Origin of the sequence: Acinetobacter sp. TYF_19 (genome assembly GCF_043105125.1) — a bacterium.
Taxonomy (GTDB): domain Bacteria; phylum Pseudomonadota; class Gammaproteobacteria; order Pseudomonadales; family Moraxellaceae; genus Acinetobacter; species Acinetobacter johnsonii.
Window position 1 is genome coordinate 12,678 of the sequence record NZ_JBICLH010000072.1, and the last position, 22,972, is coordinate 35,649.

The 22,972-nt window shown below is 43.9% G+C and carries 21 protein-coding genes and 1 riboswitch; of the genes, 12 read left to right on the top strand and 9 right to left on the bottom strand.

Going from position 1 to position 22,972, the window contains the following annotated elements; translation table 11 throughout:
• Positions 1–86: 86 nt before the first annotated feature.
• On the bottom strand, positions 87–827 hold the full coding sequence (locus ACF8FD_RS10480; protein WP_058868745.1) for a LytTR family DNA-binding domain-containing protein: 741 nt from the start codon (positions 825–827) through the stop codon (positions 87–89).
• 51 nt (positions 828–878) lie between these two features.
• Entirely contained in the window at positions 879–2,033 is a 1,155-nt protein-coding gene (locus tag ACF8FD_RS10485; protein WP_279732622.1) for a sensor histidine kinase, read from the bottom strand.
• On the opposite strand from ACF8FD_RS10485, the gene argH reads away from it, so the two are divergent.
• Entirely contained in the window at positions 2,024–3,457 is a 1,434-nt protein-coding gene (gene argH, locus ACF8FD_RS10490; protein WP_392453359.1) for an argininosuccinate lyase, read from the top strand. The two genes, ACF8FD_RS10485 and argH, sit on opposite strands and share 10 nt — an antisense overlap.
• A 12-nt stretch (positions 3,458–3,469) precedes the next feature.
• Entirely contained in the window at positions 3,470–3,742 is a 273-nt protein-coding gene (locus tag ACF8FD_RS10495; RefSeq protein ID WP_004978611.1) for an oxidative damage protection protein, read from the top strand.
• A 402-nt stretch (positions 3,743–4,144) separates the two neighbouring features.
• Here ACF8FD_RS10495 and phoU read toward each other — a convergent pair whose 3' ends face one another.
• Positions 4,145–4,861, bottom strand: a complete 717-nt coding sequence (gene phoU / locus ACF8FD_RS10500; protein WP_004692799.1) for a phosphate signaling complex protein PhoU — start codon at positions 4,859–4,861, stop codon at positions 4,145–4,147.
• 89 nt (positions 4,862–4,950) lie between these two features.
• Positions 4,951–6,279, bottom strand: coding sequence for a TolC family outer membrane protein (locus ACF8FD_RS10505; protein WP_392453360.1), 1,329 nt, complete (start codon positions 6,277–6,279; stop codon positions 4,951–4,953).
• Positions 6,280–6,559: 280 nt separating this feature from the next.
• Here ACF8FD_RS10505 and ACF8FD_RS10510 point away from each other — a divergent pair, with 280 nt between their 5' ends.
• The 6 genes from ACF8FD_RS10510 to gluQRS all read left to right on the top strand — a co-directional run bounded on the left by ACF8FD_RS10510 (position 6,560) and on the right by gluQRS (position 13,009).
• On the top strand, positions 6,560–7,612 hold the full coding sequence (locus ACF8FD_RS10510) for a hypothetical protein (RefSeq protein WP_392453361.1): 1,053 nt from the start codon (positions 6,560–6,562) through the stop codon (positions 7,610–7,612).
• Positions 7,613–7,680: 68 nt separating this feature from the next.
• Positions 7,681–7,808, top strand: a riboswitch (TPP riboswitch).
• Positions 7,809–7,952: 144 nt separating this feature from the next.
• Positions 7,953–9,845, top strand: coding sequence for a phosphomethylpyrimidine synthase ThiC (gene thiC / locus ACF8FD_RS10515; RefSeq protein WP_279740489.1), 1,893 nt, complete (start codon positions 7,953–7,955; stop codon positions 9,843–9,845).
• A 75-nt stretch (positions 9,846–9,920) separates the two neighbouring features.
• A complete protein-coding gene (locus ACF8FD_RS10520; RefSeq protein ID WP_392453362.1) occupies positions 9,921–10,541 on the top strand; it encodes an NUDIX domain-containing protein in 621 nt (206 codons plus the stop codon).
• Positions 10,542–10,551: 10 nt separating this feature from the next.
• Complete coding sequence (gene cpdA, locus ACF8FD_RS10525) at positions 10,552–11,349, top strand: 3',5'-cyclic-AMP phosphodiesterase (protein ID WP_205667310.1); 798 nt, start codon at positions 10,552–10,554, stop codon at positions 11,347–11,349.
• A gap of 209 nt (positions 11,350–11,558) precedes the next feature.
• Complete coding sequence (gene dksA, locus ACF8FD_RS10530; RefSeq protein WP_004692816.1) at positions 11,559–12,086, top strand: RNA polymerase-binding protein DksA; 528 nt, start codon at positions 11,559–11,561, stop codon at positions 12,084–12,086.
• 2 nt (positions 12,087–12,088) lie between these two features.
• Positions 12,089–13,009, top strand: a complete 921-nt coding sequence (gluQRS, locus tag ACF8FD_RS10535) for a tRNA glutamyl-Q(34) synthetase GluQRS (RefSeq protein WP_392453363.1) — start codon at positions 12,089–12,091, stop codon at positions 13,007–13,009.
• A gap of 152 nt (positions 13,010–13,161) precedes the next feature.
• Here gluQRS and ftsW read toward each other — a convergent pair whose 3' ends face one another.
• The 5 genes from ftsW to ACF8FD_RS10560 form a co-directional block, all read right to left on the bottom strand.
• Positions 13,162–14,358 (bottom strand): putative lipid II flippase FtsW, encoded by a 1,197-nt coding sequence (gene ftsW / locus ACF8FD_RS10540; protein ID WP_058868736.1) that lies wholly within the window; start codon positions 14,356–14,358, stop codon positions 13,162–13,164.
• A gap of 19 nt (positions 14,359–14,377) precedes the next feature.
• Positions 14,378–15,724 carry a UDP-N-acetylmuramoyl-L-alanine--D-glutamate ligase gene (murD, locus tag ACF8FD_RS10545; RefSeq protein WP_392453364.1) on the bottom strand — a complete coding sequence of 449 codons (1,347 nt, stop codon included), beginning with the start codon at positions 15,722–15,724 and terminating at the stop codon, positions 14,378–14,380.
• Between the two features lie 159 nt (positions 15,725–15,883).
• Positions 15,884–16,135: a DUF6587 family protein gene (locus ACF8FD_RS10550; protein ID WP_286407530.1), complete on the bottom strand. Its 252-nt coding sequence runs from the start codon at positions 16,133–16,135 to the stop codon at positions 15,884–15,886.
• A 27-nt stretch (positions 16,136–16,162) separates the two neighbouring features.
• Positions 16,163–18,022, bottom strand: coding sequence for a ferrous iron transporter B (locus tag ACF8FD_RS10555; RefSeq protein WP_392453365.1), 1,860 nt, complete (start codon positions 18,020–18,022; stop codon positions 16,163–16,165).
• Positions 18,019–18,279 (bottom strand): FeoA family protein, encoded by a 261-nt coding sequence (locus ACF8FD_RS10560; protein WP_010325703.1) that lies wholly within the window; start codon positions 18,277–18,279, stop codon positions 18,019–18,021. The genes ACF8FD_RS10555 and ACF8FD_RS10560 overlap by 4 nt, the downstream gene beginning before the upstream one ends.
• A 179-nt stretch (positions 18,280–18,458) precedes the next feature.
• Between ACF8FD_RS10560 and xerD the strand changes: the two genes are divergently transcribed.
• The 4 genes from xerD (at position 18,459) to thrC (ending at position 22,951) form a co-directional block, all read left to right on the top strand.
• Positions 18,459–19,376 carry a site-specific tyrosine recombinase XerD gene (gene xerD / locus ACF8FD_RS10565; RefSeq protein ID WP_392453366.1) on the top strand — a complete coding sequence of 306 codons (918 nt, stop codon included), beginning with the start codon at positions 18,459–18,461 and terminating at the stop codon, positions 19,374–19,376.
• Positions 19,377–19,502: 126 nt separating this feature from the next.
• The gene (locus ACF8FD_RS10570; protein ID WP_392453367.1) at positions 19,503–20,312 is read left to right on the top strand and encodes a DsbC family protein; all 810 of its coding nucleotides are present in this window, start codon (positions 19,503–19,505) and stop codon (positions 20,310–20,312) included.
• A gap of 129 nt (positions 20,313–20,441) precedes the next feature.
• Positions 20,442–21,746 carry a homoserine dehydrogenase gene (locus ACF8FD_RS10575; protein WP_125273421.1) on the top strand — a complete coding sequence of 435 codons (1,305 nt, stop codon included), beginning with the start codon at positions 20,442–20,444 and terminating at the stop codon, positions 21,744–21,746.
• 65 nt (positions 21,747–21,811) lie between these two features.
• Positions 21,812–22,951 (top strand): threonine synthase, encoded by a 1,140-nt coding sequence (gene thrC / locus ACF8FD_RS10580; protein WP_058868731.1) that lies wholly within the window; start codon positions 21,812–21,814, stop codon positions 22,949–22,951.
• The last annotated feature ends 21 nt before the right edge of the window (positions 22,952–22,972 follow it).

The following is a 22,972-nucleotide window of genomic DNA, read 5'->3' on the forward strand; positions in this document are numbered from 1 at the left end:
CTTAAACTGAATTTCCCCCATTGGAAATGTATTCAGCCCAAAGCGTCCCATCTCATCATCAGCAGTAGAATAATTATATTAGCCTGCTAAAGCCTATGTAAGCGCTCGCGCAAGCCCGGCAAATGCCGTCGACTCACCGCCAAGCGCTCGTCTAACTCACGGCAACGCACTTGATACTGCCCAGAGTTGACCACTTCAAGTCCTTCTAAAAAGTGAACTGAAACCAAGGCATTACGATGGATACGAATAAAGGCCTCCCCAAACTCATGCTCTAAGTCTTTTAAGGTTTCATCAATTAAGACACTGCCGTTTTTGTGGCGTACCGTGACATATTTTTGATCCGCCAAAAAATAGTAAATATTTTCAATGGGAACCAATTCCACACCACGATAGGTTTTCGCTGCGATTTGATGTCGCTTTACGTTAAATTCATCCATATTTTCTTTTTGTTTTATCTCGCTCATTTGAGCTTGGGTTAATTTAGTGAGGTGACCAAGCACCTGTTGCAATTCCTGTTGCATCACTGGTTTTAATAAATAACCTTCAGCATGTGACTTAAATGCATCGAGCGCATGTTCATCATAAGCTGTACAAAACACCAAAGCAGGCATCGGTTCAAGTTGGCGCAAATAATGCGCACAGGTCAAACCATCCATTTCTGGCATTTGAATATCTAAAAGTACCACATCTGGTTCATATTGTTGAGTTAATTCAATTGCTTGTTGACCATGTGAGGCTGTTGCCACCACTTGATGTCCGAGCTGACTCACCAATCTAGACAAACGTTCGATTGCTAAAGGCTCATCATCACAAATTAGGATGTCCATTTATCTCCTCCCCAACAGTCACCTTGTTTATTTTTATAGGTTCACTGCGGCTTATTTATATTGATACTGCACAACAGTGGTATACATTCCCTCCCCTGCATAGGTTTGAAAGCTCACAGTTCGCCCAAAATATGCCTCTAGACGCTGCTTCACATTTTCAATGGCAATACCATGTCCTTGTCGTTTATGAATTGTTTCCTTTGTAAATGGGTTAGTTATGACGATATTAACTTGATTTTGCAATATTTCAATCAGTACACTTATCGTACTCTTAGTTAAAAATTTTTCAACACCATGAAAAATACTATTTTCAAGTAAAGGTTGTAAAGTTAAGAGTGGAATTTGTACCTGCTGACACAATTCGGCATGCTCGATTTTCCATTCAACCTGTAAACGATCCCCCAAACGAATTTGCTCAATCGCCAAATAACGCTGACACAACTCAATTTCATCACTGAGCTTGACCAGTTTTAACTCTTGGAAACTGGCTCTAAACAGACGCGATAGATTGAGCAACATCTGTTCGGCTTTATCTGGGTCAATCGCAATTAGGCAAATCACATTGTTTAAACTATTAAACAAAAAATGCGGGTGAATACGGGCTTGCATCGCCTGCACCCGTGCATTCAGCTCACTATTTTGCTGCCTAAACCACTGTTCTCTTAGGTACAAATAACGAAAACAAAAGCTGCCTAACAGCAAGCCATAGCCCAAATGCAAAGCAACATCATTCCATAAGATGGCTGAAGTCAAACCATTGAAACTAAAATTAGCTCCAAAGAAGATCAGTATATTAAGGCTGAGCGTGGTCACCAAAACAATGATCTGTAATAGAAAAAAGCCTGACAATAAAGTCATACCCAGACCTAAATTCTGCAACTTTTTTTGCCCATATTGCATTAGCGCAGCAAAAGACAGTAAAACCCAATTGATGTAAAGCATATAACCGAGTACATGCTCAAACACCAAGTTTGACCAAGACTGCGCCTCGGCCAAAGCCAACAGCATGGCCAACAAATTTCCACCTACAAATAATTCCAACAAATGCGGCCATTGCACGATTTTACTAAATAAATAAGAGATATTTGGCTTAGCCATGCTGGAAGTTAAACTTTGCGCATCTTGAACTTCGGCAAGTTGTCTTGAATTTGTTATACTCATGCGAGTTCTACCGCTTTTTATCTTATTGAGCCGACATGACCACATCTTCTAATTCCTCAAATCCGTCACAAGCCCAAACTTCGGGTATGTGGGGCGGTCGTTTCTCTGAAGCTACTGATGCCTTTGTTGCTGAATTTACAGCATCTGTACAATTTGACCAACGCTTTTATAAACAAGATATTGCAGGTTCTATTGCTCATGCGACCATGCTTGCAAAAGTTGGCGTTCTGACTGAACAAGAACGCGATGACATCATCAATGGCTTAAACACCATTCAAGCTGAAATCGAAGCGGGTCAGTTCGAATGGCGTATTGACCTAGAAGATGTGCACATGAACATTGAGTCGCGTTTGACTCAACGGATTGGCATCACAGGTAAAAAGCTCCACACAGGTCGTAGCCGTAATGACCAAGTGGCAACCGATATTCGTCTATATGTCCGCGATGAGATTGATGCCATTTTAGAATTACTGAAAAAATTACAAAAAGGTATTTTGAGTATTGCTGCTCAAAACACGCATACCATTATGCCGGGCTTCACCCACTTACAAACGGCACAGCCTGTGACCTTTGGTCACCACCTGTTGGCATGGTTTGAAATGTTAGTCCGTGATTCTGAGCGTCTCATTGACTGTCGTAAACGTACTAACCGTATGCCTTTAGGTTCAGCAGCATTGGCGGGTACCACTTACCCAATCGACCGCGCATTTACAGCAGAGTTACTGGGTTTTGAAGCCGTTTCTGAAAACTCGCTCGATGCAGTATCTGACCGCGACTTCGGTATTGAATTCAATGCGGCGGCTTCGCTGATCATGATGCACTTATCACGCATGTCAGAAGAACTGATTCTGTGGACGTCTGCACAGTTTAATTTCGTAAACATTCCGGACCGTTTCTGTACTGGCTCTTCAATCATGCCACAAAAGAAAAATCCAGATGTTCCAGAGTTAGTGCGCGGTAAAACAGGTCGTGTCTATGGCGACCTGATGAGCTTATTAACACTGATGAAAGGTCAACCGTTGGCGTATAACAAAGACAACCAAGAAGACAAAGAACCGTTGTTTGATGCGATTGATACCGTACGTGGCTCGCTCATGGCTTTTGCAGACATGATTCCTGCTTTGGTTCCAAACATTGAAATCATGCGTGAAGCAGCGCTGCGTGGTTTCTCAACGGCAACGGACTTGGCTGATTACCTTGTAAAAAATGGCGTAGCTTTCCGTGACGCACATGAAATTGTGGGTAAAGCCGTTGCTTTAGGCGTTCAAGAGTCAAAAGATCTTTCTGAATTGACTTTGGAACAACTTCAACAGTTCTCTGACTTAATTCAAGCGGATGTATTTGAAAAAGCACTAACCCTTGAAGCGTCAGTCAATGCACGTAACCACATTGGTGGAACTGCACCTGCGCAAGTAGAAGCTGCCATTGAACGTGCCCATGCGCGTTTAGAAAAACTTTATGCTCAATAAGGACGTCTAGATATGACTCGACAAGTTTTTTGCCGTAAATATCAAACAGAAATGGAAGGTTTAGACTTTGCACCGTTTCCTGGTGCAAAAGGCCAAGAACTTTTTGAAAGCATCTCCAAGCAAGCTTGGGGAGAATGGTTAAAGCACCAAACCACTTTAATCAATGAAAAACGCCTAAATGTGTTTGAACCTGATGCGAAAAAGTTTCTTGAAGAACAACGTGAGAAGTTCTTTAACAATGATGAAAGCTTAGAAAAAGCAGAAGGCTTAAAGCCTGAGGCGTGATAAAGCATTGCACATTTGAAAAGCTCCGACATCGGGGCTTTTCTTTTTATTCATACAATGTTCTATCTAAGCACAGGTCTAACCAAACCCAAGATAGGTGACATCTTGATGACCCAATTACGCTATAAAGCAGTTATTTGTATCCAAATGATTGAGTGTAAACATAGCGCTACACAACCCTTGCAAAACTCAACATTACACTACAAGAACCTACATGACGCAGAAAAACATCTTTCCTATAATGGCATTCAAGGATAGAGGGAAACCTCTTATCTATAACGATAAATATCCCCGATTTTAGTCTCAGATTTCCCCCAAAGTCTGAGATTTTTTTTATCTAAAAATTAAGCAACCATTAAAAAGCACAACCGAAGTTGTGCTTGAAAATAAGATTCACTTTTTTTATTTTTGGATATGTTTTTCAACTTCTTCAAAACTGGTATGACGCACATCTAAACCTTTCACCATGTAAATCACTTGCTCAGAGATATTACGCGCATGATCGCCAATCCGTTCTAATGAACGCAATACCCACATCACATTAATCACACGGGCAATATGACGCGGGTCTTCAATCATATAAGTCATCAAAGTACGCGTTGCAGATTGATATTCACGGTCAATATCAGCATCGGCCATCATCACACGTAGCGCTTGTTCTGCATCTAAGCGTGCAAAAGCATCTAGGGCATCATGAATCATGACACGGACTTGGTTACCAATATGACGCGTTTCCATATAACCGCGAGGGGATTCACCGTCTTCACATAAGCTTTGCGCAATACGAGCAATTTTCGCCGCTTCATCACCAATACGCTCTAGGTCGGTATTGGCTTTCGACATCGCAATTACCATACGCAAATCAATCGCAGCAGGATGACGACGCGCCAAAATCAAGGTCAAGGCCTCATCAATTTCACGTTCGAGCTGATTCACCGCATTGTCTTTAAACTGGACATCGACCGCTAAGTTGGCATCAGTGTCGAGTAGCGCATGAATTGCATTTGCCACTTGTTGCTCTACCAAACCACCCATGGTCATAAATTTGGTGTTCACATCCTGCAAATCTTCATTGAACTGCGAAGAAATGTGATGGTTTAAAACAGGACTATTTGGCAAAGGACGTACTCCACAGCAACATCATGAGGGACTAAAGATTGAGCGATATTAAAGCATAGCAATTGTGAAGATTTGATGACAAGACCCTTTTATAAGCGTGCTTTGTCCACCAACCATGCATTCATTTCTTGAATATCTTGTTCAGTCAACTTACCCACAGATGCCTTTAAATGCAAGACATTGATCAGATAGTCATACTTAGCATTGACATAATCCTGCTTGGCCGAAAAGGCATTGCGCTGTGCCAGTAAAACATCAACCATGGTTTTTAAGCCTTCTTGATACTGCGCTTGTGAGGCACGAGAGACGAGGCTGGATGATTCCATGGCAGCTTTACGTGCTTGCAACTTGGCTTGGTCTGTTTCCACTTGCAAATAAGACTTTTTCACCTCGGTGTTGGCTTTACGGATGGCGGCATCCAGTTCAGCTTCAGATTTTTTGACGTTAACAACGGCTTTTTGAATCGACTTCTTGGTTCGTCCCCCCGTATAGACATTCCAATTCATCTCAATACCAATCTGATCAAAGTTGCCTTTGGCCGACATAATATTCTCAGGCGTCTGTTCACTATAACCATAGCTTCCCACAGCTTCAATTTGCGGATAAAAAGCAGCTTGTTCAACCCGTTTTTGATCTTCAGCATAGCGCTGTTGTAAGCGTGCCTGCTGAATGCCTAGGTTCTGTGCGAGAGCTAAATTGGTCCATGCTGAAAGCTTTGCTGGATAAGGTTTTTGAAACTGAAAGTCTTCACGCAGCACTGCCAAGTTTTCTTGATAAGGCCCGATAATTTGCGCCAGTTGTTCCTGCGCCAAGACCAGTTGTACATGCGTCGCAATGCGGTTAGCCTGTGCGCTTTGGTATTGTGCATTGGCCTCACTCACATCACTTTTTGCCACCAAACCCTCTCTGAGTTTGGCATTCATCATATTCAGTTGCTCAAGTAGAGCCTGTTCTTCTTGTAAATTGGCTGCGGTTAAACTTTGTTGGCGCAGTACATTAAAATAGGCTTCCGTCACGTCTAAAATGTGTTGCTGCCGCTGTAGCTGTAAATTGACTTCACTTAAACTGAGGGAGGTCTTGACTTGTTTCAATCCTTCCCACGCATCCCAACGAAAAAGGGGTTGGCGTGCCGTAATCGCCACTTGTTTGGTGGTGGTCGTATCGGGCATGGAAAGAACCGAACTCACCTGCCCAATGGGTTGATTTTTTCGAGTCACATTACCAGACAGACTAATAGTAGGTAGTAAGTTACCTTGAGCAATGCCTAAATTGAGTTGATCTGCTTCATATTGGAGTAAATTGGCTTGCCAGTTGGGATCATTGACTTTGGCGCGTTGTAAAGCGTCGACCAAATCCAAGGCATGACTCCACGGCGCGAAAAACAACACACAGCTGGCTAGGATACATTTAATCTTCATTGTTTTCAGTCAACCTTTCCGCCTCACTGGCCTCGTTCTGAGCAACGCTATACTAAAACGGGTTGTCATTTTTTTCGTATATTTTTTATTGCACTGGTTACAATAGCGCCCACTAATTTGTTCATTATGAAGTAAATATTAAACAGTGTCACAGCCCGTTCAACAAACTCATTCACAATACTACACATTAAAAATTCCATTCCCCCTATAAAATGAGCCATGGAGAAAAGGAGTTTCTCTACTGTGTTGTCGCTGAACTGAGTTTTTTGATCGAGTCGCTGTGAATCATTCTTCTTTATTTTCGCTTAAACCTTACGCACTGATTTTCATGTGTGTGCTGTTGGCTGCCTGTCAGAAACCTGAACCTGTTAGCTTTCAAGAGCCTGCGCAAATAGAAGCGTCTTCAACTCAAACCTTAGACTTAACCGACTTGTGCCAAAAAATTGACAAAAACATGTCAGAAATAGATGCGCAGCGTACGACTTTTGCTTTAGAGCAAATCAATCAAGATCTTAAGCTGTGTTTGCCTTTACTCGGCTTTCAACAACAAAAGCATTTATTGGGTTTATCCAATAAAATGTACCATGACTTCTTATCGGTCGAACGTACGCCGCAACAGCAGCGCGCTTTTGAAAGCTATGCTCTAGAAATGGCGCAACATCCGACCATTCAACAAAGTCTTTTTGAGCAACTGACCATTCGTGACCAATACTTAATCAAACACCAAGGGCAGTCTTATGTCGAGCTGTTTGATGCAGGCGAAGGACAAGTGCATTACCGCCGTAGCCCTGAATATTTAGCCAAAATTTTTGCGCCTTACCTACCTGTCGCTGAGCAAGAGTTTATTGAACATCTGGCAACACAGAATCAATACCCTGCCGTGATTGGAAGTCAGGTCAAAATTGATGCCAAAGAAATTGTAGATCGTGCGCTGTATTGGGAAAGTTATTTACAGCAATACCCGAAAAGTAGCTACCACCAAGATGCACGTCATCTATTGAACCTATATAGCACCCTCTTGTTTATCGGACTGGATGCTCAACGCGTTTACGACGGCTATACCGTGCATAGCAATTATTTGGAAGAAATTGAGCGCCTAGCCGAATTAAAAAATTCAAGTGTGACGGATCAAGCGCGCTTATTTTTAAAGTTCGTGAAACTCAGCCCTGAACAAAGAGCGGCTCAAATCATCTTGCCTGCTTCCGCCCATGCACAGCGCCTAGGTGCAGATCAACTCTTACAAAGACAATTGGCGCATTTTATTCAACTACGTATGGTCCAACCCGATCAAGGCAAAGACTGCTTAAGCGATGCCATTTGCTTAGAACGTTGAACATATCTCCTTTCACACTTTGAATAAAAAGGTCGCTGTTTTTAACAACATTGCATGTTAAGATGATGCATCGCTTGACGGAGCGCGAGTAATTGCTCGCTGAGATCAGCTAAGACTTTTCAATAAAGTTTTGAAGCTGAGTACCGTTGAACCTGATCAGGTTAAGACCTGCGTAGGAATCAAGCCATCTAAAAACTGAACGCCTTTCATTGAATTATTTCCAGTAGAAATACATCCGTTGCATTTGTATCATCAAATCAACAACACACAGAAATAGCTTCAATTGCCATCGTTTTTGGTCGTGCTTGATTCGTTGATGTCATTCATAAGGATCATTGCAATGAACCATTTAACGAATCTTTCCGCTGAAATTTCAGCACAACATGAACAAGATGCCAAAGATCTGACCCGTATCTTGCCTGCCTCTAAAAAAGTCTATATCCAAGGTTCACGCCCAGACATTCAAGTCCCCATGCGTGAGATTGAACTGACCGAAACCCCAACAGGCTTAGGCGGTGAATACAATCCACCAGTGATGGTGTATGACACCTCTGGTGTGTATACCGACACCAATGTCAGTATTGATCTGAACAAAGGTCTACCGAATGTCCGTGAAAGTTGGATTGAAGAGCGCAACGATACCGAAATGTTAGACAGCCTCAGTTCAAGCTTTGGTCAAGAGCGTTTACGGGATATTCGTACCGCTGATATTCGTTTTGCCCATATTCAAAAACCACGTCGTGCCAAAGCAGGCCTCAATGTCACGCAGATGCATTATGCCAAACAAGGCATCATTACTCCTGAAATGGAATACATCGCTATTCGTGAAAATCAGCGTCAACGTGAAGGAGTCGATGCACGTCAGCACGCGGGGCAAAACTTTGGTGCGCATAACTTGATGGAAATCACACCTGAATTTGTGCGCAAAGAAGTGGCTGAAGGTCGTGCGATTATCCCTGCCAATATTAACCACCCTGAAATCGAACCCATGATCATTGGTCGAAACTTCTTGGTGAAAATCAATGCCAATATTGGCAACTCGGCTCTCGGTTCTTCAATTGATGAAGAAGTCGCAAAAATGACGTGGGCAACCCGTTGGGGTGCAGACACCATCATGGACCTTTCCACAGGGAAGAACATCCATGAAACCCGTGAGTGGATTATCCGTAACTCACCTGTTCCGATTGGGACTGTACCGATCTATCAAGCTTTAGAAAAAGTTGATGGGGTGGCGGAAGACCTGACGTGGGAAATCTTCAAAGACACGCTGATCGAACAAGCTGAGCAAGGCGTGGATTATTTCACCATCCATGCAGGCGTCTTATTACGTTATGTTCCAATGACGGCGAATCGCCTCACTGGTATTGTGTCTCGTGGTGGTTCAATCATGGCGCAGTGGTGTTTGGCCCATCATCAAGAGAACTTCCTCTATACACATTTCGATGAAATCTGCGAAATCATGAAAGCCTATGATGTGTCATTCAGCCTCGGTGATGGTCTACGTCCGGGGTGTATCCAAGATGCCAATGACGAAGCACAGTTCTCTGAATTGCGTACTTTAGGGGAGCTGACCCATCGCGCATGGAAACATGATGTGCAAGTGATGATTGAAGGTCCGGGGCATGTGCCTATGCATATGATCAAAGAAAATATGGATCTACAACTTGAAGTCTGCCAAGAAGCGCCCTTCTACACTTTAGGGCCATTAACCACCGATATTGCACCGGGTTATGACCATATTACTTCTGCGATTGGTGCAGCGATGATTGGTTGGTATGGGACTGCCATGTTGTGCTATGTCACGCCAAAAGAACACTTGGGCCTGCCGAACAAAAAAGACGTCAAAGATGGCATCATCACCTATAAAATTGCAGCACATGCGGCAGATTTGGCCAAAGGTCATCCGGGTGCGCAAGTTCGTGACAATGCCCTGTCTAAAGCACGTTTTGAATTCCGCTGGGAAGATCAGTTTAATCTCAGTCTTGACCCAGACACGGCGCGTAGCATGCATGATGAAACCATGCCAAAAGAAGCACACAAATCTGCACACTTCTGTTCGATGTGCGGCCCGAAGTTTTGCTCGATGAAAATCACCCAAAACGTGCGTGATTATGCACAAAACCAGCAAAATGCTACGCTGAATAAAATTCAGCAAGAAGAGGTCGAAAACGGTCTCGATAGCATGAAAAAACAATTCCATGCAACCGGACAAAACTTGTACCAAAAAGTGTAAGTTGATAAAAAACCTTTTGTAATCATGTGATTCTCAGTTAGGATGAAATGATAAATTTCATCCTGATTGCGCTTTATGAACATAATTAAGCAAGCTACATATCACAGTGAAGATGTCCAAATTGTAGACAGGGCCTTTGTTTTTCAGGGTTTTGTTCACGTAGAAAAAGTAAATTTACGTCATCGCCTGTTTAATCAAACTGAGTACACCTCTGTGATTTCACGTGAGCTCATTCAGCGTCCTGAAGCTGCGGGTGTCTTGATTTATGATGATGCACAACAAAAATTTGCCTTGATTGAACAGTTTCGTATTGGTGCTATGGATGATCAAGATTCAGCTTGGCAGCTGGAGATTATTGCGGGAGTATTAGATGGTGATGAATCACCTGAAAGCTGTATTCGCCGTGAAGCATTAGAAGAATCAGGCTGTCAGATTGAACACTTACAACATCTGTTTAGCTTTTATCCTTCTGCAGGTGCCTGTGCAGAACTGTTTCATCTGTATAGTGCTGCGGCCGATTTACCCGAACAAGGTGGTGTATTTGGTATGCCCGATGAAGGTGAAAATATTTTATTACACCTGATTGATTATGCGCAGATCGATACATTACTTTCCAATGGTCGGCTCAGAAATGCGCCTGTCATAATGGCCTTGCAATGGCTACAACAACAGATTAAAACGACAAGGAATGTCTAAGGGGTCAGGCATGACTTTAAATAATGAAAAAAATTGGACCATTATCCAAATTTCAGATACGCACTTGATGGATCAAGATCATCTGGAATTTGTCCGTATGAATCCAGAGCAAAGCTTTCATCATGTAATACAACACATTGTGGAACGTCATCCACAAATTGATGCCTTCGTCCATACGGGCGACTTGGCACAAGTACCTGTGCCTCGAACCTATCAACGCTATTTAGACTTTATGCAGAGTTTAAAGACGCCGTTTTATCAGGTTCCGGGCAATCATGACAATGCCGAACACTTCCCTTTTCATCAGCAACAAAACAAAGTCCACGTGATTCACTTTGGTCCTTGGAGTGTGGTTTTACTCAATAGTGCCGTCAAAGGTAAAATCGATGGCTGGGTCGATGAAACACAATTGAACCAACTGGAACAAATCCTACAAGAATTTGCCCAGCAGCACATTGTGATTGCCTGTCATCATCATCCATTTGAAATGCAGTCAAAATGGATTGATCAACATAAACTCAAGAACACCCAAGACCTCACTGCGGTTCTTGCGAAATACCACAATGTCAAAATTGTGCTGTCGGGACATGTCCATCAAGAATCATGGCGTGAATGGCATGGTATTCAGTTTTACTCGACGCCATCTACCAGTGTCCAATTTAAGCCTTTAAGTGATCATTTTGCCTTAGATGAGCAAGCACCAGGTTATCGTATTTTACAATTAAACGCAGATGGCAGCCATGAAACCCACGTAGAACGTGTCTTACACGCACAGCAAAAAATAAATGTTGAAATTTCAGGTTATTAACTTTTCATTTTTATCGTTTTCAATTACCTTAGTTGCTCTTACGAAAAAGTGATCAATTTAATCCAAACATCAAAGACTATCAAAATACTTAAAAAGTCTATATGATGACGACCCCCGAGGGTGAATCTCCTCGAGGGTGGATAAAAACACTTGCATATCACCATATTTTTTGCGTATTAAAGATACGTATATGATGAGGATTGCCCTAAATGGCGAATGACAACCAAAATACTGTCTTAGACGAACAAACTGATGTTGTAGATGAAAAATCTACAAAACGTGTGCGCAAAACTAAGCCTAAAGCGACTGACGGTGGTTCTACTGCAAGCTTATTTGGTATTGAACCTTATCAGCCGAAAAAAAATGAAGAATACATGTCTGAAGGTCAGCTTGAGCACTTCCGCCAAATTTTGTTGGCATGGAAAGCAGAGTTGATGTCAGAAGTTGACCGCACACTCAACACCATGCAAGACGAAAACACCGCTTTGCCTGATGTGAATGACCGCGCGACACAAGAAGAAGAGTTTGCAATTGAACTACGTACACGTGACCGTGAACGTAAACTCATCCGCAAAATCGAGCAATCAATTGAAGCGATTAAAAACGATGACTATGGTTTCTGTGAAACCTGTGGTATCGAAATTGGTCTGCGCCGTTTAGAGGCCCGTCCAACAGCAACTTTATGTATTGACTGCAAAACACTGGCAGAAATCAAAGAGAAGCAAAATAACGGTTAATCATGTTATTCAATAATCCTCCCCCAACCCCTCCTTTACATAAGGAGGGGGACAACAGGATGGCTTATGTGGGTCGGTTTGCGCCATCGCCAACCGGCCCTTTGCATTTTGGGTCACTCATCACAGCCGTTGCCAGTTATTGCGAAGCAAAAGCACATCAAGGCACATGGTTGGTTCGTATTGAAGATACCGATATCCCGCGTATTTACCCCGGCAGTGAAAGCCATATCTTGCGTTGTATTGAGGCTTTCGGCTTTCAGCCCGATGCGGAGATTATTTTCCAAAAAGATCGTCTCGACCTATATGAAGACGTGATTCAACAACTGCATCAACTCAAACTGGTCTATGCCTGTCAGTGCACCCGCAAAATGCTCGGTTCTAACCACATTTATGCAGGCACCTGCCGTGACCTTGCTCTGCCTTTTGAGCAACAAGCCATTCGCGTCAAAGTGGAAGATGTCGAAATTTGTTTTGATGATGCTCTGCAGGGCAGACACTGCTCACAACTGGCACATGAGCTCGGTGACTTTGTATTGAAACGCCGCGATGGCATTATCAATTATCAATTAGCAGTCGTGGTGGATGACTACCTACAAGGCATCAGCCACGTGGTTCGTGGTGCAGATCTATTGGATAATACCGAGCGACAAATTTATTTAGGTCAGCTGCTAGATTACCCACGTCTTAGCTATATGCATCTGCCTTTAGCCATGAATGATCAAGGGCAAAAGTTGTCTAAACAAAATATGGCACAGGCACTGGATCTTAACCAAGCACCAGCACTACTCGCTCAAGCGATACATGCTCTAAATCAGCCATCTGTCGCGTTAGACCACCCTGAACGAATGTTGCAACAAGCCATTGCGCAATGGGATGTTTCACTAATTCCGCACCATACTACCCTGCACGGTATCTATTTATAGCAAAACGATTGCGGCAGAAACTCAACGCGAGGTCTAGTGCGCAACGTTTGTAATTGAAAGAAATTCAAAAAATTTAGAAGGGCTCAAACGCTATCCGCATAAAACGAAAAGTACGTTTAGTCTGCGGAAAGCGTGATGAAAGAACAACCCGCTTAGAAGCTGGATTCTTCTTTGGTTGGATTAGCACTTTGTGTTGTTGCATCAATTTTCAAAATCAAACTGATCATCACTGCACACATAATCAGTGATGAACCTCCATAACTAATAAAAGGTAGGGTCAAACCTTTGGTTGGCAGCATCCCCATATTCATACCTGCGTTTACCAAAATTTGCAGTAAGAAAATAATCGATACCCCATAAGCCAAATAACCCGCACGCAAGTACTGATTTTTCAAGGCACGATGACCCACTTTGATACAGCACAGCAACATGGTAAAGGACAGAATTAAGACCGTAGTGATCCCGAAAAAGCCAAACTCTTCGCCTAAAATGGCCAACATGAAGTCGGTATGCGCTTCAGGCAAGTAGGCCATTTTCTGTACACTATGGCCAAGTCCTACACCAAACCATTCACCACGCCCAAAAGCCATCAAGGCATTGGAAAGCTGGTAACCAGTACCTAGCGGATCTTCCCAAGGGTTTGAGAAAGACATGAGACGTTCAAAACGGTAAGGCTCAAACACAATCAGAAAGACAAAGGCCGCAAAAATTGCACCAAAAGCCATACCAAACTGAATCAACGGCGCGCCAGCAAGGAAGAAAATCCCGAGCATCATCAAACTAATCACCACGGTTGCACCCAAGTCGGGCTCCGCGATAATCAAACCCACCGTCAACAGCATAATGATACCGAGACGAATCAAACCTTTGATGTTATTTCTTACTTCTTCGGCACGCCGTACCACATAGTCCGCGGTGAAAATCGCCATCATCACTTTGGCAACCTCAGAAGCCTGTAACGTAAAGCCCGCAACACGAATCCAGCGGGTCGAACCATTGACCTCCGTACCGACGACCAACACAGCAGCCAGCAGTAAAATGGTCAAAATCCACAACGGAAAGGTGTTATTGAACCAAACATTGAGCGGAACTCGGTATACCGCATAGGCCAAAACGCCAGCCACCGCGATTGAAATCCCGTGACGAAGGACATAGTGAAATGAATTCTCATGAAGGCGTTCAGCATAAGGCATCGACGCAGATGCGACCATGATCGAACCTAAACACAACAACGCAACGACGCAGAAGATCAACACATTACGTGGTGTCACTTCGCTGGGTACACACGGCGCCCAACGGCTATAAAACTGGTTAATTTTATTGATCGTTGTCTGAGCAAACTCAGCCATCTCAATTTCCTTATTATTTTTAGTGGAGTTCTTGCACACAAGCGACAAACTGATGTCCGCGCTGTGGGTAACCACTGAACATATCAAAACTTGCACATGCGGGTGACAATAACACGACATCATGGGCTTGGGTATGGGCTTGGCAAAGTGCAACCGCCTGCTCTAAAGTCTCAGCATGCAGTAAAGTCGTCGTTCCTGCCACGGCTTTTTCAATCAACGCGGCATCTTCACCAATCAATACCGCCACTTTCACGTATTTGCTCAAAGCCTCACGTAAAGCGCTAAAGTCTTGCCCTTTGCCTTGACCACCTAAAATGATCGCGACTTTGCCGCCTTTGGCTTCAATCGCAGCGCCTAGACCATCAATCGCAGCCAGTGTTGCGCCGACGTTGGTGCCCTTAGAGTCATTATAGTAACGAACACCCTCAACTTCTTTCACAAACTCACAGCGATGCTCTAAGCCTTTAAAGCTTTTCAGCGTTTCCAACATCGACTCCAGTGGTAAGTTGATTGCCTCGCCCAAAGCCAAACAGGCCAAAGCATTGGCCACATTGTGTGTGCCTTGAATATACATCTCTGCACTGTTCAATAAACGTGTGCGGCCACGAGCCAACCAGATCGTACCGTCGTCATCTCTTAATACACCGTACTGATTCATATCAGGTGCATTTAAACCAAAGCTTTGCATTGGCGTAGCATCAGGGACCAAAGGACGAGTAAGTGAGTCATCGCGGTTATGAACGACTTTTTTCACGCCTTGGAAAATGCGATGCTTCGCGGTGTGATAGCCCATCATATCGCCATGACGGTCAAGATGGTCTTCACTCATATTCAGCACCACCGCAACTTCAGCTTGTAAATTTGAAGTGGTTTCTAACTGAAAGCTGGATAGCTCTAAAATGTATAAATCTGGCTCATCTTTGGTCAAATCCAACGCTGGGCGACCAAGGTTACCGCCTACCGCGACTTTCACGCCTGCATGTTCAGCCATCAGACCAATCAAGGTCGTCACGGTACTTTTTGCATTCGACCCAGTAATGGCCATGATCGGCTTGTCGGTTGCACGGCGTAGGATTTGAATTTCACTCACCACGGGGATGCCTTTGGCAATCGCAGCTTGAATTTCAGGTAGTTTCGGATCGAGCCCAGGGCTAATAACGATTTCTTCAGCAGACAACAACAGTTCTGTATCAAACTGACCAAAACTGGTTTGTACCTCTGCTGGAATTTGGTCATGACCGGGCGGGGTCGATCGAGAGTCCGTTACTGCAACGCGGTAGCCTTGGTTATGTAAAAAATTGACCGCTGCAACACCAGAAATGCCGAGCCCTGCAACGACCTTAAGTCCACCACGTTGTATTAACATTTTTGCCCCATGCTTGGTCTGAGATTTATCTGCGGAAATGTTAGCACTTTGCTGTTTTGAATGCTTTTTCTGTTTTGACTTTCCTGCACTTTTTTTGTGTCAGTGCGTAAAAAAGCCGTCCCTCTTGGACGGCTTTTTTATTTGTGAGCAAAAATCGTTTTATTTCCACTTCACCGCCTGAACTTCAGGCTTTTTCGCATTGCTGTCTTCTGTTGCTGGGCAGGCACAGTTTCCGCCACACCCGCCAGCCATTGACGGCTTTAACCACGTTGCTAAACGTGTCCAACCACGAGCCTCACACAGTGCGGACAAGGACATGAAAACTGAACCCGATGTCTTAGGAAATACTCTCTTAAATACCACCACTGCACTCCAGATCACTAGAGCAGCAACAATTAGAATTTCAATCATCTCAATCTCCTCGCCTATTTACGCCGATTAGCCCAAATAGTGCGTTGCAATTTGATAGGTCAGGAATGACATGAAATAAGCCAAACCAAACAAGTAAATGGTCATAAAACTCACGGTTTTCCATGAACCTGTTTCACGTTTGACCGTCGCTAAAGTCGCCAAACAGTGCGGTGCATAAATAAACCACACCAATAAAGACAGACCAGCCGCTACCGACCAGCCGAGCTCACCGCCACTACTGATGAGTGAAGCCAAACCTTGTGACATGGCATCATCATCGACAGCAGATAAGGCATATACCGTACCTAAAGCTGCCACCACGACTTCACGAGCAGCCATGGCTGGAATCAAGGCAATACAAATCTGCCAGTTGAAGCCCAGCGGGGCAAAAATTGGTTGCAGCAAATGACCGAGCATCCCGGCAAATGAATAATCAATTTCAGGTAAAGTCGCGCCTTCAGGAGCTTGCGGGAAGGTACATAAGAACCACAACAAAATAGACAACGCGAAAATGATGCCACCCACACGACGCAAGAAGATCTTGGCACGGTCAAGTAAACCAATCCAAATATTCTTTAAGTCAGGGAAACGATAACTTGGCAACTCCATCATCAACATATGCTGTGACTTGTCTTTATGGAAGAATTTCAGAACGAAAGATACACACAGTGCACTCACAATCCCAGCCATATATAAAGCAAACAACACCAAGCCTTGCAGATTGAAGATCCCCCAAACGGTTTGTTCAGGAATAAAAGCAGCAATTAACAAGGCATATACAGGTAAACGTGCTGAACACGTCATGAGTGGTGCCACAAAAATCGTGGTCAAACGGTCACGCGGATCACTAATGGTACGCGATGCCATGATGCCCGGAATTGCGCAGGCAAAGCTAGACAACAATGGAATAAAGGCACGCCCAGAAAGACCTGCTTTAAACATCAGCTTATCCAACAAAAACGCGGCACGCGGTAAATAACCCGACTCTTCCAATACCAAGATAAAGAAGAACAGAATTAAAATCTGCGGCAAGAACACCACGACACCGCCCGCACCCGCAATAATCCCATCTACCACCAAACTGTTAAGTAAAGGGTGGCTAATTGACCCACCGATGGTTTCACCCAGCCAGCCAAAGAAGGTTTCAATCCCATCCATAAACGGCGCTGCCCAAGAAAAAACGGCTTGGAAGACAATAAACATCATGACTGCAAGGCTAACTAGCCCCAAAACTGGATGTAGAAAAATCTTATCCAGAAAATCCGTTCGCTTGTCTTCTTCATCGACGTACTGCACGGCGTCATGTAATAAATTTTCTACTTTCTCATGCGCAGTGTCACCTTTTAAGCCCGTCAGCTCGGTATAAGGCACGGCATATTTGCCCTGCTCTAAAGCGCTGAGTAGGCTTTCAATACCCGAATTACGTACCGCAACGGTTTCAACGATCGGCACACCCAAACGCTCAGAAAGCTTTTGGGTATTGATTTGCATGCCACGGCGACGTGCTTCATCCATCATGTTTAAAACGATTAACATTGGACGGCCCAATGCAATCAGTTCAATCACTAAACCAAGGTGAAGTTTGAGGTTGGTTGCATCAACGACACATAAGAAAGCATCTTGCTGACCTTCGTCTGCAATTTTCCCCATCACCACGTCGCGGGTAATCATTTCATCAGGGCTGGTCGCATCTAAGCTATACGTCCCTGGCAAATCCAGCACGCGAACTGCTTGACCTGAAGGAAGAGTAAATTGACCAACTTTACGCTCAACCGTTACACCCGCATAGTTACCTACTTTTTGGCGTGTTCCAGTGAGATGGTTAAATAACGAAGTTTTACCGCAGTTTGGATTACCTACAAGGGCAACACGCAAGGCATCACTCATCTAGGTGCTCCTTCGACTTGAATTTCAATTTTTTCAGCTTCAACTTTTCTTAAGGCGAAACGTGTAAAACCCACTTGGATTAAAATTGGATCGCCACCAAAAACACCTTTGGTAATCACCTGTACTTTTGTACCTGCGACAAAGCCTAATGTTTCAAGACGACTAGCCACCAAATCAGTCTGAGCTTCGCCATCCAAAGTATGATTCACTTTGTTAATGATGGCAGTTTGTTTGACTTTTAAATCAGATAAACGCACCGCATCCAACCCTTTAATATTTTGAACAGTATACAAACAAATGAGAATAATTACCAAATCAGATTCGATAATGATTCGCATCTGTTATAACACATCGACAAGCGAGAATGATTACACTACATTGAATAAAACCCCTATTCCTTGTTTTTGTCTTTCCGTGATGATGTGCTTGAGAGCTTATGTTAAATAAAAAACCGCGTGTGCCTGCGCCTGTTCAAATTCCAACTCAGCTCAGTTTTTTACACGGCTTTAAAGATTATCTCATTGCACAAACCGTCAGCCCACACACCCGAAATGCTTATCTCTCTGACTTATTGCAGTGCAGCGAGTGCAGTCAGGTGAGCATGCCCAAATGGAGCAGTGACGATGTCGCCGATGTTCTGCTGACCCTCACCAAGCAAGGCAAAAGCCCGCGCTCCATTGCGCGCTGTCTGTCTGCTCTGCGTTCTTTTTTTAAATTTCTACGGGAACAAAAACTGCGTTCAGACAACCCTGTTGCGCTACATAAAACACCCAAAATTGGCCGCGCACTGCCTAAAGATTTGTCTGAGCAAGACGTGGATGCCTTAATTCAAGCTCCAAATATTGAAACTGCTCTCGGACTCCGTGATCGTGCCATGTTTGAAGTGTTGTATGCCTGTGGTTTACGTGTATCTGAGCTACTGAACTTACGCCTAGACTTAATCAATTTAAAACAAGGCTATTTAAGAATTACAGGTAAGGGCAATAAAGAACGCTTGGTACCTTTGGGGCAAATCGCAGTGGAGTGGGTCGAAAAATACTTAATTGAATCACGTCCGCAATTATATAAATCTGCAACTGACTATCTGTTTCTCACCCAACATGGTGGCATCATGAGTCGACAAAACTTTTGGTATGCCATTAAGCGTTATGCCTTACAAGCAGGAATTCAAGCAGAACTTTCTCCACATACCTTACGACATGCTTTTGCAACGCATTTACTCAATCACGGCGCCGACTTGCGTGTGGTACAAATGTTATTGGGACATAGTGATCTGTCCACGACACAAATTTATACCCATGTCGCACAAGTGCGTATGCAACAACTGCATGCCAGCCATCACCCAAGAGCTTAAGGTCTTGATCATCCATAACTTAAGGCTGTTTTTAGCACGAAGACTACGAAGTATTACCGAGTCCTGTACTTTTTTTGCTATGCTTGGCGCTCTGTTTTTATAAAGTCAAAAGAAAAAGGGTTATCTATGTTATTTACCCGTAAACCATTGTTCATTGCCTGTGCCATTGCTTCAAGTGTTCTATTTACAGCATGTTCAAATAACACTGAAGAAAAAAAACAAGACTCTTTAACAGCAAGCGCGCCAGCCACAGGTGAAGCGTCGACTTTGACGGAACGCAACGCAAAGCAACGTTTAATTGACACTCTTCAAAAGCATTTCAAAACAGCCAATATCAATGCCAAAATCATCGATATCAAAACCACTGAAGTGCCAAATTTATTTTGGGTCAATCTTGAAGGGATGAGCTCGGTTTATACCACGGCAGATGGTAAATATATTATCCAAGGTGATGTGATTCGCTTGGGCGATAAAACACTCCACAACGTCAGCGACAATCTGCAAGCTGAAGCCAACAAAAAGCTTCTAGCAGGGCTCAAAACTGAAGACTTACTGGTTTATAAAGCCAAAGGCAAGACCAAGCATGTGGTTTATGTCTTTACCGATGCCAGCTGCCCTTACTGCCATAAACTGCACGAACACATCCCTGAAATCACAGCTCAAGGCATTGAAGTACGTTACATTGCATGGCCGCGTGGCGAACAGTTCATGCCAGCCATGGAAAGTGTGTGGTGTAGCGCAGACCGTCAAGCTACCTTTGATCAAGCAATTTCAGGTGCTCAACTTCCACCAGCGACCTGTAAAAACCCAGTGCGAGATCAATACCAGTTGGGTCTGAACATGGGCGTAAATGGGACACCTGCGATCTACAATGAAGATGGTGAATATCTCGGTGGTTATTTGGCCCCAAGTGAATTATTAAATCGTCTTAAATAACTAATTTTTATTTGCTATTTAACTAATATTTATAGTTGAACATAAAATGATTTCTCTCCTAGAGTCTCACAGTTTTTTTAGCTATGATCTAGGCTTGGTTCAATATATATAAGTAAATTGGAGTGTGACGTGAAACCAGTTCGTCTGGCAATCCTCGGTCTTGGTACTGTGGGTGGTGGTGCCCTTAAACTACTAAATGAAAATGCTGCTGAGATTAAACGTCGCACCGGTCGTGAAATTCAAATTACCTATGTCGGCACACGCCGCCCTCGTCCAGACTTAGACTTAGGCGATGAGGTCAAGCAAAGTGCTGACTTACTCGACATTGTGCGTCAGCCTGATGTCGATGTTGTGGTTGAAGTCATGGGTGGCATCCACCCTGCATATGAAGTGATTAAAGAAGCCATTTTACATGGTAAACAAGTGGTCACCGCGAACAAAGCTTTACTTGCTGAACATGGTAATGAGCTGTTCAAACTGGCGGATGACAATGCCGTGCAAATTGCCTATGAAGCTGCGGTTGCAGGAGGCATTCCCATCATTAAAGTGATGCGCGAAGGCCTAGCGGCAAACAAGATTAATTGGTTAGCGGGTATCATCAATGGTACAGGTAACTTTATTCTGACTGAAATGCGTGAAAAAGGTCGTGCCTTTGCCGATGTGCTCAAAGAAGCACAAGAGCTGGGTTATGCCGAAGCTGATCCAACTTTTGATGTCGAAGGCATTGATGCTGCACATAAACTCACGATTTTAGCATCGTGTGCTTTTGGTATTCCGCTACAGTTTGACAAAGTCTATACTGAAGGCATCAGTAAAATCACAGCACAAGATGTGAAGTATGCTGAAGAGCTGGGTTTCCGTATTAAGCACTTGGGAATTGCGCGCCGCGCAGCGAATGGCATCGAACTTCGTGTTCACCCGACCTTGATCCCTGCGGAAGAACTGATTGCCAATGTCAACGGCGTTAAAAATGCTGTCTTGGTACAAGCCCATGCTGTCGGCCCAACCCTGTACTATGGCGCAGGCGCAGGCGCGGGCCCAACCGCTTCTGCGGTCGTTGCAGATGTTATTGATATCGTCCGTGATATCTCGTATACCGAAGATGGTGCTGGAACGATTCCGCAATTGGCCTTCGAAGCACTGACCAATGTGCCCATTTTAAGCCGTGAAGAAATGACTACAGGTTATTACATTCGGATTAATGCAGAAGATCAAACTGGCGTCTTGGCCGATGTAACCACGATTCTGAGCCGTGCAGGCATCAGTATCGATGCCATCATGCAACAACCACGCTTAAAAGACCTTATTCCAATCGTGATTTTGACTGATCCAGTCGTTGAATCAAAAATGGACGAGGCACTTGCTCAAATTCAAGCCTTACCCGTCATTCATGGCGAAATCGTGCGAATTCGTTTAGAATCGCTTGATAATTAATCGGGTTGAGGAAAAGAACGCTCTTCTCTTCCTCTCCAAGCTCTACACACAATTGGAACATCATCATGTCGAATGCCAATCGTTATACTGGTTTAGTTGACCGTTATCGCGACCGTTTACCAGTGTCTGCAACTACTCGCGCTATTTCTTTGGGTGAAGGTAATACGCCACTGATTAAACTCGAGAACATTCCACGTTTAATTGGCAAAAATGTTGAAATTTATGTGAAGTACGAGGGCTTAAACCCGACTGGTTCATTTAAAGACCGTGGTATGACCATGGCGGTTACTAAAGCCGTTGAAGAAGGCTCAAAAGCGATTATTTGTGCCTCTACAGGTAATACATCAGCTGCTGCTGCGGCTTATGCAGCGCGTGCTGGCATCAAAGCATTCGTTTTAATCCCTGAAGGCAAAATTGCCATGGGTAAAATGGCGCAAGCAATGATGTATGGTGCCATCACCATGCAAATCCGCGGTAACTTTGATGACGGCATGCGTCTGGTTAAAGAAATTGCCGACAAAGCCCCAGTGACCATCGTAAACTCAATCAACCCATACCGTTTGCAAGGTCAAAAAACCATTGCTTATGAAATCGTCGATGAGTTAGGCCGTGCACCAGATTACCACTGCCTACCAGTAGGTAACGCAGGAAACATTACTGCACACTGGATGGGTTATACCGAAGCAGTTGCCAATCAACCTGCAGATCAATTTGAGCAAGTGATTTACAATGCTGAAACAGATCAATTCACAGGTCCAAAACCTGAAGGCCTACCAACCATGGTGGGTTACCAAGCAGCAGGTGCTGCACCTTTCTTACGTGGTGCACCCGTTGAAAACCCTGAAACAGTTGCAACAGCAATTCGTATTGGTAACCCACAAAGCTGGAACCATGCGAAAGCAGTGGTTCGTGACTCTCAAGGTTGGTTTGATGAACTGACTGATGCAGAAATTTTAGAAGCACAGCGTTTACTTTCAATGTATGAAGGTGTCTTTGTAGAACCTGCTTCTGCAGCATCTATTGGCGGCGCAATCCGTGACATCAAAGCCGGTAAAATTGCAGAAGGTTCTGTGATTGTCTGTACCGTGACAGGTAATGGTCTAAAAGACCCAGATACTGCGATCAAACAGTGTTCTGATGCGGTCATGCTATCAATCGATGCCACTTTAGAACAAGTTCGCGATTCAATTCTTTCAAACATGTAATTGAGAGAAGACAAAAAAAGC